A 16287-nucleotide genomic window follows, 5' to 3' on the forward strand; every position below is an offset into this window, starting at 1 on the left:
TCGGCGGGGTGGCCGTGCGTCCTTCCGCTACCCCGGAACCGCGCCCGGAACCACACGTGGAGCCAGGTGCGGAGCCGGCTGGGGAATCGGGCGGGAACGCGGCGGGCCGGGGAGGAGGTCCCGCCGGGTTCCGGGGAGTCCGGGGAGTCCGGCGGTTCCGGCGGTGCGGGAGAGGGCGGGCGGAAAGCGAGCGGCGCGGACGAGGGCCGCCGGGCATGGGAACCCCGGTGGCCCTCGTCCGTTGTGCGGGGAGGCATCGCCGCTCGCTTGTTTCACACCCCTTGTACCTTCTTGCATCTTTCTCCCCGGACGCTCGGTGCCCTGAGCGCGGGACCTGCGCTCTGGGGCCCGAGCACCGGGATCGTCGTCGCCCGGGCCCCGGCGGTACGCGGCATTCGGTGAGACCGGCCGAATGCCGGGCCGTGGTCGCACCGCGAGGAAGGGCGACGTGCTGCTCACCGACCGGGGTTGCGAGCCGCCCGGCGAACGCGCATGACTCAGTTCTACCCGAGGCCCGGGGAGGCCGGTGGCACCTGGAGGACGGCGGCACTAAGGTGCCAGGGCATGAGGCGTGACGGAGGTGAGGGGGCCTCGGCGGAGCCGGGCCCCGGCGACTTAGCGGCCCATCTGACGGCGCTGGGAGTGGACGAGCAGGCCGTCGCCCTGTACGTGGCGCTGCTGTCGGGCGACGAGACGGCCCGGCGGCCGCCCGGATCCCCGCGGGCGGAGGAGGCACGGCGGACGCTGCTCGGTCTCGGACTGGCGGCCGAGGTGCCGGACGGGGCGGTGGACGCGGACGGCGCCTCCCTGGTGGCCGTACCGCCCGCGTCCGCGCTGGAACTGCTCGCCCGGCGGGAGGCGCTCCGGCTGGAGGAGGCCCGCTCGGCGGTCAGCCGGGCGTACGAGCGGTACCGGCGCCGTACGCCGTCGGCCGTGGGCGACCGGGTCGCCGAGGAACTGGCCGGCGGCGAGATGGAGCGGGTGCTGGGCGAGGCGGTGGGCGGGGCGCGACGGGAGGTGCTGCGGTTCGACTCGCCGCCGTACTTCTGGGACAGCGAGCGCGGCGCCAAGGAGGAGGTGGCGCAGCTGCGCCGGGGCCTGCGCTACCGGGCGGTGTACACCCGGGCCTCCCTCTCCCATCCCCGCTACATCACCGAGAACGTCCAGCCGTGCCTGGACGCGGGCGAGGAGGCGCGCGTCGTACCGGAGCTGCCGGTGAAGCTGATGCTGGTGGACGACCGGATCGGCTTCGTGTCCATGTCCATCGTGGACGTCGACATGAACCGCGGCACGCTGGTGGTGCGGCCGGGCGCGCTGCTGGCCGCGCTGCGGGCGCTGTTCGAGGCCTACTGGGACCGGGCGCTGCCCATCCACTCCCGGAACGGGAGCACCGCGGTGACGGGCGGGGGGCGGCCGGGACCGGCCGAGCGCCGCATCCTGGCGATGCTCGTCGCGGGGGTGCCGGACAGCCAGATCATCCGCGAACTGGGCATCAGCCGCCGCACGTTCTTCCGCCGCATGGAGCTGCTGATGGCGCAGGCCGGTGCGGCCAGCCGCTTCCAGCTCGCCCTGCAGGCGCAGCGGCGGGGCTGGCTGTGACGGCGCCGACGGCACCGACGGCACCGACGGTGCCCACGGTGCCCACGGTGCCGTGGTGGTGACGGACAGCCAGGCGGTGTGCCGGGTCACGGTGTTCCGGGTGCGGACGGTTGTGACGGGAGGGCCGCCGCCGGCCCGATCCCTGAGTACTCTCCATGCGGAACCGACCGGGCAGTAAGAGACGGCAGAAAGACTCACACGTGAAGAAACCGAAGAGACCCCGCATAGCCCTGGGCGCCGCCGTGGCGGCGCTCGTCCTCACGGGCGCCACCGCCGCCACGGCGGGGGCCGCCGCTCCCGATCCCGGCTCCGCGCCGCTGGGCACGGTCCGGGGCGCCGAGGCCCCGGACACGGTGGACGGCGAGTACATCGTGGTGCTGAAGGACTCCGGCTCCCGGGCCCGGCAGCTCCGGGCGGCCGAGGGCGTACGGGACAAGGCGGAGGAACTGACCGACACCTTCGGCGGCCGGCCGGACCGCACCTTCGACTCGGCGCTCAAGGGATTCTCGCTGAAGGCCACCGAGAAGCAGGCGCGGCGGCTGGCGGCCGACCCCGCGGTCGCGTACGTCGAGGCCAACCGCGTCGAGCGGGGCGACGACGTCCAGACCGACCCGTCCTGGGGCCTGGACCGGATCGACCAGCGCGACCTGCCGCTGGACGCGAGCTACACCTACCGCGGCACGGCGTCGAACGTCACCGCGTACGTGGTGGACTCCGGCATCAACATCTCCCACGAGGACTTCGGCGGCCGGGCCTCGTACGGCTACAACTTCGTGGACGGCAACCGGACGGCCGAGGACTGCCACGGGCACGGCACCCATGTGGCGGGCATCCTGGGCAGCGGGACGTACGGGGTGGCCAAGGGGGTGAAGCTGGTCGCGGTGAAGGTGCTCAACTGCAACAACGCGGGCACCACGGCGGCCCTGCTGGCCGGCTACGACTGGGTGGCCGAGAACGCCGTCAGGCCCGCCGTCGTCAACGTCAGCGTCGGCGGCAGCCCGAGCGACGCCAAGAGCGCGATGATCCGGAAACTGGTCGGCGCGGGGCTCACCATCGCGGCCTCGGCGGGCAACAAGGGCACGGACGCGTGCGCGCAGTCGCCCGCCCTGGAGGAGTCCGTGATCACGGTCGCCGCGACGGCCCGGGACGACTCGAAGCCGAGCTGGTCGAACCACGGCACCTGCGTGGACGTCTTCGCGCCGGGCGCGTCCGTCCCGTCCCTGGGGATCGACTCGGACACGGCGGTGAAGACGATGAGCGGCACGTCGATGTCGGCGCCGCACGCGACGGGTGTCGCGGCGCTGTACGTCGCGGAGCACCCGGAGGCCACCCCCGCCCAGGTGAGCCGGGCGCTGCTGACCGGGGCGACCGGCGACCGGGTGACGGGGGCCGGCGCGGGCTCGCCGAACAGGCTGCTGCACAGCGGCGAGTGATCCGGGACCACTGATCCGGGCGGCGCCGTCCGGTGGACCCGATCGCCCGGACGGCCGGTGACAGGAGCCGGCCGTCCGGGCGCGGGGCGGCGGGCTACCGGCTGGGTTTGCGGCCCGTCACGCCCAGATAGAGGAGGAAGGCGAGGTTCGGCTTCAGGTCGGCCCGCTTGGCGCCCCAGCTCTGGACGCTCTTCTGCTGCCCGGCCACCGAGGCGAGCATCGACACCAGGGAGCCGGCGACGGCGGCCGGGCTGACGCCCTGGTCGGCCCGGCCCTTGGACTGGAGCTTCTCGATGGACTCGGCCAGTGGGCCGATGACATTGCTCAGGACCTTCGCCCGGATCTTGGAGAAACGTTTGTCCCCCTCGGCGGCGCCCAGGTCCACCACCCGCAGGATCGCGTCGTTGCGCTGCCAGAAGGAGAGGAAGCCGTCCACCAGCTCCTCGGCCGTCTGCCAGCCCGCCTTCCCCGTCCAGGTGCGGTCGGTGGCCAGGTCGGCGAGGTCCGAGCCCTCCTGCGCCATCGTCTCGGCCAGCTCCAGGACGGCACCCTCCACGTCCGGGAAGTACTGGTAGAAGGTGGCGGGGGAGGTCCCCGCGCGCCGTGCGACGTCGATCACCCGGACGTCGCGGTACGGCGAGGAGCTGAGCATCTCGTCCAGGCAGGTGAGCAGTTTCTGCCGCGTCGCCTGGCCGCGGTGCCCGGCCACCCGACCGTCAACAGTTCGTACTTGTCCTGTCATGTCGTCAGCTTACCGAGGGATGATCGGCCCGCGATTCGACCGGCCCCAAATGGGGTGATCCCCTGCACATGAGGTAATCCATGGATAGCGTTCCCGTATCGGGACAGGACACCACGGAAGGAACCGGACGATGGGCTCTGCCGAAGGGACTCCCGGAACGGCCTTCGCCGAGGGCGTGCCCTGCTGGATCGATGCCATGCTCCCCGACCTGGAGGCCGGCAAGCGCTTCTACGGCGCGCTGTTCGGCTGGACGTACGGCGACCCGGCACCGCCCGCGCGGGACTCCTACACCGTGGCGTACCTGGACGGCGAACGGGCCGCCGCGCTCGCGCACAAGCCGGACGGCCGGCTGCCGACGGCCTGGACGGTCTACTTCGCCACGTCCGACGCCGCGGCGGCCGCCGGGCGGGTCCGCGCGGCGGGCGGGCAGCTGGTCACCGAACCGGTGCCGGTCGGCCGGGCCGGGACCATGGCCACGGCCGTCGACCCGGGCGGCGCGGCCTTCGGACTGTGGCAGGCCGGTGCCCTGACCGGCTTCCTGGCGACGCGCAGGCCGGGCGCGTACGTGTGGGCCGAGCTGTTCACCCGGGAGAGGGAGACGGTGGACGCCTTCTACACGGCGGTCTTCGGATACGGGATGTACCCGGCCGGCGGCGCCGGGGAGTCCGGCGGGGAGTCCGGCGGCGGCGCGGAGACGGGTGGGGAGGCCCCGGAGATCATGGTCTGGGTCCCGGCCGGGGAGCCGGCCGACGAGGAACACGCCGTCGGCAACCGTGCGATGATCGACGACACGTATCCGGTGGAGATGCCCGCCCACTTCCTCGTCCACTTCGCGGTCGCCGACTGCGACGCCGCGGTCCGTACGGCCGTCCGGCTGGGCGGCCGGGTGGTGGAGGAGCCCCGGGACACCCCCTTCGGGCGATACGCCGTTCTCGTGGACAACCAGGGCGCGCGCTTCGGCGTCCTCGCTCCTGCGGAGTCCACCGCGGAGCCCACCGCGGCGGATCCGGCCGTCTGACGGGGCCGGCGGTGTGCGGGCCCGCGGCCGGGCCCGCACCCGGATCGGGCGACTCACCGGCCCCGGGTTCGCAACCGCGGGCTCCGCCAGGAAGAATCGCACTCGGCCCGCGGGACCGGTACGGCGGTGGGAAGCTGCACGGGGCCGCATTCGTTGTGAGCCCTACGGGGAGGTGGCAGGCAAGTGGTGGAGCAGCTGACGCAGCACGATCCGAGACGCATCGGCCCGTTCGAGGTGCTCGGCAGGCTCGGCGCCGGAGGCATGGGGCTGGTCTACCTGGCCCGTTCGGCCTCCGGGCGGCGGGTGGCGATCAAGACGGTGCGCACCGAGCTCGCCGAGGACCAGCTGTTCCGCGTCCGCTTCACCCGTGAGGTGGAGGCGGCCCGCGCGGTCAGCGGCTTCTACACGGCCGCCGTCGTGGACGCCGACCCGCGTGCCGCGGTGCCGTGGCTGGCCACCGCGTACGTGCCCGCGCCGTCCCTGGAGGAGATAGTCAAGGAGTGCGGGCCGCTCCCGGCGCAGGCCGTGCGCTGGCTGGCCGCCGGGATCGCCGAGGCCCTCCAGTCCATCCACGGGGCGGGCCTGGTCCACCGGGACCTGAAGCCGTCCAACGTGCTGGTGGTGGAGGACGGGCCGCGGGTGATCGACTTCGGTATCGCCTCCGGGGTGTCCAACACCCGGCTGACCATGACCAACGTGGCCGTCGGCACCCCCTCCTACATGTCGCCCGAGCAGGCGCGCGACTCACGCAGCGTCACGGGCGCCAGCGATGTCTTCTCCCTCGGCTCCACCCTGGTCTTCGCCGCCACCGGCCACCCGCCCTTCCACGGCGCGAACCCGGTCGAGACGGTGTTCATGCTGCTGCGCGAGAGCCCGGACCTGGAGGGGCTGCCCGGCGAGCTGAGGCCGCTCATCGAGGCGTGCATGCGGCCGGAGCCCGAGCAGCGGCCCACTCCGGCCGATCTCCAGGCGCAGCTCGCCCCGCATCTGTTCGCCTCCGGCGGGGACGACAGCGGTACGGCCTCGGCCTGGCTGCCGGCCGGCGCGGTGGCGCTGATCGAGCGGCACCGGGGCGGCCGGTCGCGTCCCGTACGGCCGCCCGAGCGCGCGCCGCGGCCCGAGCCGCGGCAGGACCCCGTGCCCGACGTGCCCGGACCGCCGCCGGCGCCCGGGCACCGTTCCACGGCCCGGCACCGGGCGCCGGAGCCCGCCGCGGCCGGAGCGGGCCCCGGCGCCGACTGGCGGCCCCCGGCCGCCGACCCGCGCGGCGGGGGAGCGCCCGCCGCGTCCGCGCCGGCGCCCCGGCACGCACCGGCGGTCCCGCCCCCGCCGTCCGTACCGCCGCCCCCGCCCGCCCCGCCGCGGGTCCCCCAGGACGGGGCCGTACGACTGCCGGGAGCCCAGTTGCCGATCGGTCCGGGACCGCGGCGGGCCCGGGGCCGCGATCCGGAGATCGGCGGCGGCACCTCCTGGGTGCTGCGCCCGCCGGCCGGCGCGGGCGGCGCGGGCGGTACGGCCGCCGCCACGGTGGCCCACGCGCCCTCTCCTGCGACCTCCCCCGTACCGTCCCCCGCCGCCCCGTCCCGGGAGGACGGCGCCGCGCCGCCGCGCTGGCGGCCCTGGCGCTTCCGGATGTCCAATGACGTGTGGGGCACCCCGGTCGTCGCCGACGGCCTGCTGTACGTCACCTCCTTCGAGGTCCACGCACTGGACGTGGCGACCGGGCGGCGGCAGTTCAAGACCCGCGAGGTGGCCTGGTCGATGGCCGTCGGCGGCGGCCGGGTGCACGCCTCCGACGGCCCCGGCCTGTACGCCCTGGGCGCCCGGGACGGCACCGAGCACTGGCGGACGGGGACGGACGGCTGGGTGTACGCCCTCCGGGCCGACCGGGGGACCGTCGTCACGGCCACCCGGGGCGGCGGCGTCCAGGCGTGGGAAGCGGCGACCGGGGAGCGGCTGTGGGAGCTGACCGGCGCGCAGAGCGACTTCGAGACCCCCGACGCGGCACCGGTGCTCCGGGCGGGCACGGTGTACGTGTGGGCCGACGGGCGGCTGTACGCGATGGACGCGCGCACCGGCGCCGAGCGGTGGTCGTACCCGGTCGGGGACACCTCGGTGACCGGCGGCGTCCCGGTGCGGCCGGTGCCCGCCGACGACGGCGCGGTGTACGTGAGCGCGGGCTCGCGGGTCTTCGCGCTGGACGCGGCGAGCGGTGCGGAGCGCTGGCGCTTCGACGCGCCCGCCGCGTTCCTGTGCCCGCCGGTGTTCGTACCGGGCGCGGCGATCGCGGGCGGCGGCGTCTACCTGGCGGACTACCTGGGCACGGTGTACGCGCTGGACGCGGTCAACGGCCACGACCGCTGGCGGATCGCCACGGAGTCCCGCCAGTCCGCCGAACCGCCGGCGGTGGTCGACGGGCTGGTCCACCTGGGCAGCGGCGGGGCGCTCTACACCCTGGACGCGGTCAGCGGCACCCCGCGCTGGCGCTTCGCGACCGGCGGCGAGATCACCGGTGCCCCGGTGGTGGCGGACGGCCGGGTGCACTTCGGCTCGGCCGACCACTGCCTGTACACGCTGGACGCGGTCGGCGGGCAGCTCCGCTGGAAGCTCGCCACGGAGGGTGAGATCACCGGCTCGCCGGTGGTGGCCGACGGTGTGGTCTTCGCCTGCAGCCGGGACCGCTGCGTCTACGCGCTGGACGCGGCCAAGGGCACCGGCCAGGCGCGCTCCTGACGGTGCGCCGGCGGGTGCTCCGCCGGGGTGCCCCGGCGCACCCCGGCGGTGCGGGGGCGTCCGGCCCCTGGTAGAAAGGGCGCGCGCCCGCAGGGAGTTGCGGGCGCGCACCGTACGTATCGGGGGAGAGTGGGATGAGGCGTCATCTGAGACTGATAGCGGTCGTCACCGTCGTGGTGCTGGCCCTGTCCGGCTTCAGCCAGGCCCGCAGTTCGGGGGGCAAGGGCGGCGGCAGCCGCAGCGGCGGTGGCGGTGGTGGCGGCGGGGGAGGCTGCGGCAAGGACAGCAGCTCCAGTTCCTCCTCCTCGCGCTACCGGGGCGGTGACTCCGACAACGACGGCGGGTCGTCGTCGAGCGGCGGCAGCGGTTCCTCGTCGTCGTCCTCCCGCAAGCCGGACGCCCGGATCGTCAGCTGCCTGGGCAAGGACGGGAAGACCGTGGTCGAGCTGAAGTCCCGGGGCCGCACCGAGACGTTCGTCGTCTACGTCGACTTCCGCGACGAGACCGGCAGCCTCGTCGGCAGCGCGCGGGCGCAGACGCGGCTGAAGGCCGGGCAGACCAAGCGCGTCGAGATGCGGCCGGAGGACTCGGCGGCGGCGGACCGGGCGAAGGAGTGCGACCTCAGGTCCGTCTTCTGAGACGGCCGGGCCGGGCGGGAACCGCGCCGGTGTCCGGCGCGTGATTGCGGAGTGTGTCCCACCGCCGCCCGGGGGCCGCCCGGCCGCCGGGCGGCATGGGCGTGACACACCCAATTCCGTGCCCGACGGCACTCTTCTCACGGGGGACGAGACATGAAACTTCGCCATGCCCGGACGGTCGCCGTCACCGCCGCCGTCCTGGTCGCGCTGACGGGCGCCCGGAAGTCCGACGGCGGGGGCTGCTCCGGCGACGACGACGGCAACGACCGCTCCTCGTCCGGCGGCTCCGTCACCGGGGGCAGCAGTGGCAGCGGCGGCGGCAAGGGCGCCAGGAAGGACATCACCGTCCTGAGCTGCGAGGTGGACTCGGACGGGAGGATGACGGCCCGGCTGCGGATCACCAACCGCAAGGGCCTGGACGCCACCTACGACGCCACCGTCGCCTTCCGGTCCGGGAGTCGGGACCACGGCACCGCCGCCGTCTCCGGCGTCGAGGTGCCCGCCGGGGAGAGCGTCACCACCGAGGCGGCGGGGACGCACTCGGACACCGTGGACGGCACGGAGCGGCCGCGCTGCTCGGTCACCAAGGCGAGCCGGACCACCCTCTGACGGCACCGCACCCCGCACGCGAACACGCGAACGGGGGCGGAACCGGTCTCCCGGCCCCGCCCCCGGCGGGTCGTACGGACTCTCCGGTGGTCCGCGTCAGTCTCCGAGGTGCACCGGAAGCGGGCCGGGTGCGTGGGTGTCGGCCAGCGCCGACGCCGTACCGGCGCCCACCATCGCCACCGCCATTGCCAGGACGGTGAGGAACTTTTTCACGCGGTTCATGCCAACTCCTCGTCGAGAACCGGAAGGGAAGTGTTCGGAACTTCGCGGAAGCGAAGAAGTGATACCGCAGGGTGCCTGTGTTCTTCCGCAGGTGACCATCCGGTAATCGCTTCGGTGTACGTACCAGGGACCGGCCGCGGCGGCTTCCCCTCCTCGCCGCCGAGACCGGTCCCGGTGTCCCCCGTAAGTCACGGTTCGTCACTCACGGCCTGTTGTTCACTGCCTGTCACCCTCGGGGAGCCGAGGCTCCTGGGCGGGGAGTTCGGCACCCTGGGTGCTGTCGGTCTTCGGCTTCGGCTTGCCCTCGCCGGGAGCCGGCATGTGATTGTCGAGCTGCGGGCCGTCCTTCTGGATGTTCTTCAGGATGTCGCTCATCTGGGCCAACTCCTAAGTACCACTGGTGGCCGGGGTGGTCCCGGCACGCCCGGCGGCTCCCCCGAGGACCGCCGGACGTGCCCTGGGCCGTCCACCCCGTTGTGCGGGTGTCGGGCCCGCCGATCCGCCTGCCCCCCGACGCGACGGATCGACATGCATAAGCATCCTGGAGGGCGATAAACAATCGATGAACGTCCGCTGCCGGGGGCCGCGGTTCCACCGTCAAAATGCTCCGGACGGGCCGGAAGAGGGTCTCACGCGGCGGTGGGCGGCATCAGGAGCCTGCGTGCCTCGTCCGCCTCGGGCGATTTCTGTGCGTCGAAGATGCCCAGTGCTTCCTGCCAGCAGGCCCTGGCCCGGTCGGTCTGGTCCAGTGCGTCCAGCGCGCGGCCCAGTGCCATGAGCACGTTCCCCCGCCGCCAGTCACCGCCGATCACGCGCAGCGCGAGGGCCTGTTCGGCGTGGATGGCGGCCTGCGCGGGGCGGTGCGCTGCCAGGTGCGCCTCGGCCATCCGCAGATGGGTGGAGCCCTCCCACATCGGCTGACGGCTGTCATGGAAGAGACCGAGAGCCTGAGTGAGCTGGTCCAGCGCCTCGTCGGTGCGCCCGGCCCCGGTGAGGGCCATCGCCAGGGCATAGCGGGCGTTCGCCAGCCGCATGGTCATGCCCAGTTCGGAGTAGACGGCTACCCCCTGCCTGGCGAGCCGGATCGCGTCATCAGTCCGCCCCAGGGCCAGCCGGGCGCGGGAGAGGTTGCACAGCGCGCTGGCCTCGCTGGGACGGTTGCCGTCCGCGCGGAAGGCGTTCAGGGCCTGGGTGAAGTACTGTTCGGCCGCCGACCGGTGGTGGTGGAAGAGGGCGACGATGCCGCGTTCGTTGGGTGCGCAGCCGCCGACCACCGGATCACCGGTGAGCGAGGCGAGTTCCATCGCCCGCCGGGAGTTGGCCTCGGAACTGTCGAGGTTCCCCGCCACGGTGTGCACCTGCGCGAGCGCGATGCGGGCACGGCCCTCGGAAAGGGCGTCTCCGAGGACTTGTGTGGCCTCACTGACGGCGATGGCGGCCCGCTCGTAGCGCAGTGAGTGGATACCGGAGTCGGCCAGGTCCTTGGCGGCGATCAGCAGATCGGCCGCGCGCCCCGGGGCGTCGCCTCCGGTCGACTGCTCCGCACAGGCCAGCAGGCAGTCGGCCTCGGCGAACAGCCAGTCCAGTGCGGCGGCACGGCTGTCGAAGGCCAGCCCGGGGTACTCGGTGGCGGCCAGATGGGCCACGGTCCGGTCGCCGGGGCGGGCCAGGGCGAACACCCCGGCCGCGGTGGCCAGATAGAAGTCCAGCAGCCGTGACAGCGCCGCCGCCCGCTCGGCGGCCGGCTCGTCGCGTTCGGCGCAGGCACGCGCGTAGAGCCGTACCAGGTCGTGGAAGCGGTAGCGGCCCGGGGCGGCGGACTCCAGCAGGGAGATGTCCACCAGGGACTCCAGCAGGTCCTCGGTCTCCTCCGGGTCCCGGTCCAGCAGCGCGGCGGCGGCGTGGACGGAGATGTCGGGGCCGTCGGCCAGGCCCAGCAGCCGGAAGGCGCGGGCCTGCCCGTCCTCCAGCTGGCTGTAGCCGAGTTCGAAGGTGGCCTTGACCGCCAGGTCGCCGGCCTGGAGCTCGTCCAGGCGGCGGCGCTCGTCGGCGAGCTTGCGGGCCAGGGTGGAGACCGTCCAGGTGCGGCGGGCGGCCAGCCGGGCGGCGGCGACGCGGATGGCCAGCGGCAGGAAGCCGCAGGCGGCCACCACGTCCATCGCGGCCTCGCGCTCCACCCCGACCCGCTCGGCGCCGACGATCCTGGTGAACAGCGTCATGGCCTCCTCCGGGCTCATGACGTCCAGGTCCACCAGGTGCGCGCCGGCCAGGCCCATCATCCGCATCCGGCTGGTGATCAGCGCGGCGCACCCCTCGGTGCCCGGCAGCAGGGGCCGGATCTGGGCGGCGTCGCGCGCGTTGTCCAGCAGGATCAGGACCCGGCGGCCGGCCAGCAGTGAGCGGTACAGCGCGGCCCGCTCCTCCGCCCCCTCGGGGATCGAGTGGTCCGCGGTGCCCAGCGCCCGCAGGAACGCGCCGAGGACGGCCTTCGGCTCGGCCGGGCGGTGGCCCGCGCCCTGGAGGTCGATGTAGAGCTGGCCGTCGGGGAACCGGTCGCGGGCGGTGTGGGCCACGTGGATGGCCAGGGTGGTCTTGCCGACCCCGCCGATGCCCGCGACCGCCGAGACGGCCATGATCCGGCTCTCGGCGGTGAGGAGCTGGGCGCTCAGCTCGGTGACGAAGGCGGCCCGGCCGGTGAAGTCCGGCACGGTGGCCGGGAGTTGCGCGGGCCGTACGAAGGTGGCCGTGCTCGGTGCGCCGGTCTCCTCGGCGGGGCGGGCCAGCTCCTCGTCGGCCTGGAGAATACGGCGCTGGAGCTCGGCCAGCTCCGGGCAGGGGTCCACGCCCAGTTCCTCGGCCAGCAGGCGGCGGGTGTCGGCGTAGACGGCCAGCGCCTCGGCCTGCCGGCCGCCGCGGTACAGCGCCAGCATCAGCAGCTCCCGCAGCCGCTCGCGCAGCGGGTGCGCGGCGGTCAGCGCGGTCAGCTCGCTGACCGCCTCGGCGTGCAGGCCCAGTTGCAGGTCGAGGTCGAGGCGGTGCTCCAGCAGGGACAGCCGCCACTCCTCCAGCCGGGTGCGCTGGTTCTCCGCGTAGGGGCCCGGCACCGAGGCGAGGGTCTCGCCCTCCCAGCAGGCCAGCGCCGCGTCGTACAGCTCCCGGGCCCGGGCGCGGTCCCCGGCCGCGGCGGCCTTCTCCGCCTCGGCGGCGCGGGCGGCGGCGGTGTCCGCGTCCAGTTCGGTACCCGGGCCCAGCCGGATCGCGTAACCACCGGACTCGCTGGTCAGGGCCTCGGCGCCGAGCGCCTTGCGCAGCCGGGAGGCATAGGTGCGCAGCGCGGCCAGCGCCCGCTGCGGCGGCTCCTCGCCCCACAGCGCGTCCACCAGCTCCTGCGCGGTGGCGGTCTGCCCGCGGCGCAGCAGCAGGGCGGCGAGCAGGGCCCGCTGCTGCGGGGAGCCGGCGCCGGTCTGTTCGCCGTCGCGCCAGGCGCGCACCGGTCCGAGCACGGCGAAACGCAGCCGGTGCCGGCGGCCTTCCGACTGCTGTCCCGTGCGTGCAGTGTGCCCCTCGGCGTCCATGGTGCCCCCTGCGAAGTGTTCGACCCGCAGCGGCCAGTGTGCCCCGGGGAGGGCGGGTACGTCAGCCGTGCACCCGTCCTCTCCCCACGGTCACCGCAAAGCCGCGACACGACCCGGTGACCGGCGCCCGCGGAAGGCGCCCCGTCACCTGATGCTTCGACATGCACAGGCCACGGTACCGGTGTTGGCCGTCGGCGGTGTCGGTCCCCGTCCGCCCTCCGCACCAAGGGCGGAACGGCGCGGAGGGCACCGGCCCGCACGGGCGGGGACACGGACGGGGACACGGACGGGGAGGAACGCCCGGGCTCCCCCACGGGACAACCGGAGTCCTGTGCCGTACCCGCCGCCGGAGGAACCGGTGCCGCCCGGCTGTCGGAACTGCGGCTTCCGCCGCTCCGGCCCGCACCCGGGCCGCCGGCGGACCGGACGGGGGCCGTGGCGTGCGCACCGCTCGTCCTGTTCCTCCGCCGTTTCTTCCACCGTGCCGGCCGCGGCGGTCCGATCGGTGGCCGGCGGCGCCGCGGTCGCCGCGGGGCCGGTACGGGGGCACGGCGGGCGGCGGTCCGTCCACGGGGTCCCGGCCGGGCGGGAACGGCCGTGGCGCGCACGGCCTCGCTCCCGGCGGAGGACCGGGACGGAGGGGGCGAGAAGGGGAGCGCCACCAGAACAGAACACCGCGGGAAAGGCCGAATCGTGCCCGGAAAAGGCCGGAACCCGACGACGGGGTACGACGGTGGGGCACGGCCACCGGAGGCGGAGAAGATCCAACCCGGGGCCCGCGAGGCCCCGGGCGGTGTGAGAACGCTCTCCGGCGGCGGTCCCGGCCCCCGCCGGGGGTCGCTCGTATGCTCGCTCCATGACTTCGTCCGACACCCCGGCCCGGCAGGCAGCCCCCACCCCCAACGCCATGCGACGGGCCCTGCGCAGGGCCCGCGACGGGGTCGCGCTGGACGTGGCCGAGACCGCCGTACTGCTCCAGGCGCGCGGCGCGGACCTCGCCGACCTGACGGCCTCGGCCGCCCGGGTGCGGGACGCCGGGCTGGCGGCGGCGGGCCGCCCCGGGACCATCACCTACTCCAAGAGCGTGTTCATCCCGCTGACCCGGCTGTGCCGCGACCGGTGCCACTACTGCACCTTCGCCACCGTGCCCGGAAAGCTGCGCCGGGCGGGGCACGGCCCCTTCCTCTCCCCCGACGAGGTGCTGGACATCGCGCGGCGCGGCGCCGCACTGGGCTGCAAGGAGGCCCTGATCACCCTCGGCGACAAGCCCGAGGACCGCTGGCCCGAGGCCCGCGAGTGGCTGGACGCGCACGGCTACGACGACACCCTCGCGTATGTGCGGGCCACGGCGATCCGGATCCTGGAGGAGACCGGGCTGCTGCCGCACCTCAACCCGGGCGTGCTGTCCTGGACGGACTTCCAGCGCCTCAAGCCCGTCGCCCCGTCCATGGGGATGATGCTGGAGACCACCGCCACCCGGCTGTGGAGCGAGCCCGGCGGCCCCCACCACGGCTCCCCCGACAAGGAGCCGGCCGTACGGCTGCGCGTGCTGGAGGACGCCGGCCGCTCCTCGGTGCCGTTCACCAGCGGACTGCTCATCGGGATCGGGGAGACGTACACCGAGCGCGCCGAGTCGCTGTTCGCGCTGCGCCGCGTCGCCCGCGCCTACCACGGCGTCCAGGAACTGATCATCCAGAACTTCCGTGCCAAGCCGGACACGGCGATGCGCGGCATGCCGGACGCCGAACTCGACGACCTGGTGGCCGCCGTCGCCGTCGCCCGGCTGGTCATGGGGCCCACCGCCTGCCTCCAGGCGCCGCCGAACCTGGTGGACGGGGAGTACGGGCGGCTCCTCGGCGCCGGGATCGACGACTGGGGCGGCGTCTCGCCGCTGACCATCGACCATGTCAACCCCGAACGCCCCTGGCCGCGGATCGACACCCTCGCCGAGCGGTCCGCCGAGGCCGGGTTCCGGCTGGCGGAACGGCTCTGCGTCTACCCGGAGTTCGTCCGGCGCGGCGAGCCCTGGCTCGACCCCCGGGTGCTGCCGCACGTCACCGCGCTGGCCGACCCGGACACCGGCCTGGCCCGCGCGGACGCCGTCCCCCGGGGCCTGCCCTGGCAGGAGCCCGACGAGCCGCTGACCGCCACCGGCCGTACCGAGCTGCACCGCACCGTCGACACCGACGGCCGCACCGGCGACCGCCGCGCCGACTTCGACGAGGTGTACGGCGACTGGGAGGCGCTGCGCGAGAGCGCCGCGCCCGGCATGCGCCCCGGCCCCGAACGCCTGGCGGGCGATGTGCGCGCCGCGCTCGCCACCGCCGCCGACGACCCCACCCGCCTCACCGACGAGCAGGCCCTCGCCCTGCTGCACGCCGACGGCCCGGCGCTGGACGCGCTGTGCCGCGTCGCCGACGACCTGCGCCGCGAGGTCGCCGGCGACGAGGTGACGTACATCGTCACGCGCAACATCAACTTCACCAACGTCTGCTACACCGGCTGCCGCTTCTGCGCCTTCGCCCAGCGCCGCACCGACGCCGACGCCTTCACCCTCTCCCTGGAGCAGGTCGCCGACCGCGCGCAGCAGGCCTGGGAGGTCGGCGCGGTCGAGGTGTGCATGCAGGGCGGCATCCACCCGGACCTGCCGGGCACCGCCTACTTCGACCTCGTCCGCGCGGTGAAGGAACGCGTGCCGGGCATCCATGTGCACGCCTTCTCCCCGATGGAGGTCGTCAACGGCGCCACCCGCACCGGCCTGTCGATCCGCGACTGGCTGACGGCCGCGAAGGAGGCCGGGCTCGACACCATCCCCGGCACGGCCGCCGAGATCCTCGACGACGAGGTGCGCTGGGTCCTCACCAAGGGCAAACTGCCCGCCGCCACCTGGGCCGAGGTCGTCACATGCGCCCACGAACTGGGCATCCGCTCCTCGTCCACGATGATGTACGGGCACGTGGACCAGCCGCGGCACTGGCTCGGCCACCTGCGGCTGCTGGCGGACATCCAGCGGCGCACCGGCGGCTTCACGGAGTTCGTCACCCTGCCGTTCGTCCACACCAACGCCCCGGTCTACCTCGCGGGCATCGCCCGCCCCGGGCCGACGGCACGCGACAACCGCGCGGTGACGGCCATGGCCCGCCTCCTGCTGCACCCGCACATCCCCAACATCCAGACGAGCTGGGTGAAACTGGGCGCCGAGGGGGCCGCCGAGATGCTGCGCTCGGGCGCCAACGACCTGGGCGGCACGCTGATGGAGGAGACCATCTCCCGGATGGCGGGCTCCTCCTACGGCTCCCACCGCTCGGTACGGGAGCTCACCGCCATCGCGGGCGCCGCCGGCCGTCCCGCCCGGCCCCGCACCACCACCTACGGCGCGGTGCCCGAGGAGCGGACGCGGACCGCCCTGGCCCACGACGGCCGCCTCCCGGAGCTGCTGCCGGTGCTCGACGGCCGGTGACCGGCCGGCAACCGGGGACGGGACAGGACGGGGACGGGGAACAGGAAAGCGGGAACCGTACCCGGCTCCGGCCGGACAACGATGTCTTTCGGCCATCTCCCCGGTATCTCCCGGCTACCGTCGGATGACGTTCCCCTGCCCCCGCGGACGGTCGATTACAGTGCCGGACGGCACGGACGGGGGGCGGCACGGACGGGGACGGCACGGACGGGGACGGCGCACCGGCGGACACCCGGCGGTACGGGAGGGGGCAGGACA

Annotated in this window: 11 protein-coding genes; 7 read left to right on the forward strand and 4 right to left on the reverse strand. The window is 74.5% G+C overall.

Annotation, left to right across the window (positions count from 1 at the left end):
• The first annotated feature begins 564 nt into the window (after nt 1-564).
• Nucleotides 565-1599 (forward strand): transcriptional regulator, encoded by a 1035-nt coding sequence (locus tag CUT44_RS11005; protein WP_100201751.1) that lies wholly within the window; start codon nt 565-567, stop codon nt 1597-1599.
• A 200-nt stretch (nt 1600-1799) separates the two neighbouring features.
• The gene (locus CUT44_RS11010) at nt 1800-3032 is read left to right on the forward strand and encodes a S8 family peptidase (RefSeq protein WP_233221339.1); all 1233 of its coding nucleotides are present in this window, start codon (nt 1800-1802) and stop codon (nt 3030-3032) included.
• Nucleotides 3033-3126: 94 nt separating this feature from the next.
• Here the strand turns inward: CUT44_RS11010 and CUT44_RS11015 are convergent, their stop codons facing one another.
• A complete protein-coding gene (locus tag CUT44_RS11015) occupies nt 3127-3774 on the reverse strand; it encodes a TetR family transcriptional regulator (RefSeq protein ID WP_100201753.1) in 648 nt (215 codons plus the stop codon).
• A gap of 130 nt (nt 3775-3904) precedes the next feature.
• Between CUT44_RS11015 and CUT44_RS11020 the strand changes: the two genes are divergently transcribed.
• The 4 genes from CUT44_RS11020 (at nt 3905) to CUT44_RS11035 (ending at nt 8772) form a co-directional block, all read left to right on the forward strand.
• Nucleotides 3905-4792 (forward strand): VOC family protein, encoded by an 888-nt coding sequence (locus tag CUT44_RS11020; RefSeq protein WP_100201754.1) that lies wholly within the window; start codon nt 3905-3907, stop codon nt 4790-4792.
• A gap of 183 nt (nt 4793-4975) precedes the next feature.
• Nucleotides 4976-7525: an outer membrane protein assembly factor BamB family protein gene (locus CUT44_RS11025; protein WP_100201755.1), complete on the forward strand. Its 2550-nt coding sequence runs from the start codon at nt 4976-4978 to the stop codon at nt 7523-7525.
• Between the two features lie 134 nt (nt 7526-7659).
• The gene (locus CUT44_RS11030) at nt 7660-8163 is read left to right on the forward strand and encodes a hypothetical protein (RefSeq protein ID WP_100201756.1); all 504 of its coding nucleotides are present in this window, start codon (nt 7660-7662) and stop codon (nt 8161-8163) included.
• A 153-nt stretch (nt 8164-8316) separates the two neighbouring features.
• Complete coding sequence (locus CUT44_RS11035) at nt 8317-8772, forward strand: hypothetical protein (protein ID WP_100201757.1); 456 nt, start codon at nt 8317-8319, stop codon at nt 8770-8772.
• Between the two features lie 96 nt (nt 8773-8868).
• On the opposite strand, the gene CUT44_RS34495 is transcribed toward CUT44_RS11035, so the two are convergent.
• From CUT44_RS34495 to CUT44_RS11040, 3 genes are all read right to left on the reverse strand, one after another.
• The gene (locus tag CUT44_RS34495) at nt 8869-8994 is read right to left on the reverse strand and encodes a hypothetical protein (protein WP_269846175.1); all 126 of its coding nucleotides are present in this window, start codon (nt 8992-8994) and stop codon (nt 8869-8871) included.
• 216 nt (nt 8995-9210) lie between these two features.
• Nucleotides 9211-9369: a hypothetical protein gene (locus CUT44_RS33050; protein WP_158239591.1), complete on the reverse strand. Its 159-nt coding sequence runs from the start codon at nt 9367-9369 to the stop codon at nt 9211-9213.
• Nucleotides 9370-9623: 254 nt separating this feature from the next.
• Nucleotides 9624-12569: an AfsR/SARP family transcriptional regulator gene (locus tag CUT44_RS11040; protein ID WP_100201758.1), complete on the reverse strand. Its 2946-nt coding sequence runs from the start codon at nt 12567-12569 to the stop codon at nt 9624-9626.
• 856 nt (nt 12570-13425) lie between these two features.
• Here CUT44_RS11040 and CUT44_RS11045 point away from each other — a divergent pair.
• Nucleotides 13426-16029, forward strand: a complete 2604-nt coding sequence (locus CUT44_RS11045) for a bifunctional FO biosynthesis protein CofGH (protein WP_100201759.1) — start codon at nt 13426-13428, stop codon at nt 16027-16029.
• The last annotated feature ends 258 nt before the right edge of the window (nt 16030-16287 follow it).

It is taken from the genome of Streptomyces carminius, assembly GCF_002794255.1.
Classification (GTDB): Bacteria; Actinomycetota; Actinomycetes; order Streptomycetales; family Streptomycetaceae; genus Streptomyces; species Streptomyces carminius.

Bases quoted from the DNA above. Each gene is read 5' to 3' on its own strand.
- CUT44_RS11020 (WP_100201754.1), top strand. From the start codon at position 3,905: ATGGGCTCTGCCGAAGGGACTCCCGGAACGGCCTTCGCCGAGGGCGTG.
- CUT44_RS11015 (WP_100201753.1), bottom strand. From the start codon at position 3,774: ATGACAGGACAAGTACGAACTGTTGACGGTCGGGTGGCCGGGCACCGC.
- CUT44_RS33050 (WP_158239591.1), bottom strand. From the start codon at position 9,369: ATGAGCGACATCCTGAAGAACATCCAGAAGGACGGCCCGCAGCTCGAC.
- CUT44_RS11005 (WP_100201751.1), top strand. From the start codon at position 565: ATGAGGCGTGACGGAGGTGAGGGGGCCTCGGCGGAGCCGGGCCCCGGC.
- CUT44_RS34495 (WP_269846175.1), bottom strand. From the start codon at position 8,994: ATGAACCGCGTGAAAAAGTTCCTCACCGTCCTGGCAATGGCGGTGGCG.
- CUT44_RS11035 (WP_100201757.1), top strand. From the start codon at position 8,317: ATGAAACTTCGCCATGCCCGGACGGTCGCCGTCACCGCCGCCGTCCTG.
- CUT44_RS11030 (WP_100201756.1), top strand. From the start codon at position 7,660: ATGAGGCGTCATCTGAGACTGATAGCGGTCGTCACCGTCGTGGTGCTG.
- CUT44_RS11040 (WP_100201758.1), bottom strand. From the start codon at position 12,569: ATGGACGCCGAGGGGCACACTGCACGCACGGGACAGCAGTCGGAAGGC.
- CUT44_RS11045 (WP_100201759.1), top strand. From the start codon at position 13,426: ATGACTTCGTCCGACACCCCGGCCCGGCAGGCAGCCCCCACCCCCAAC.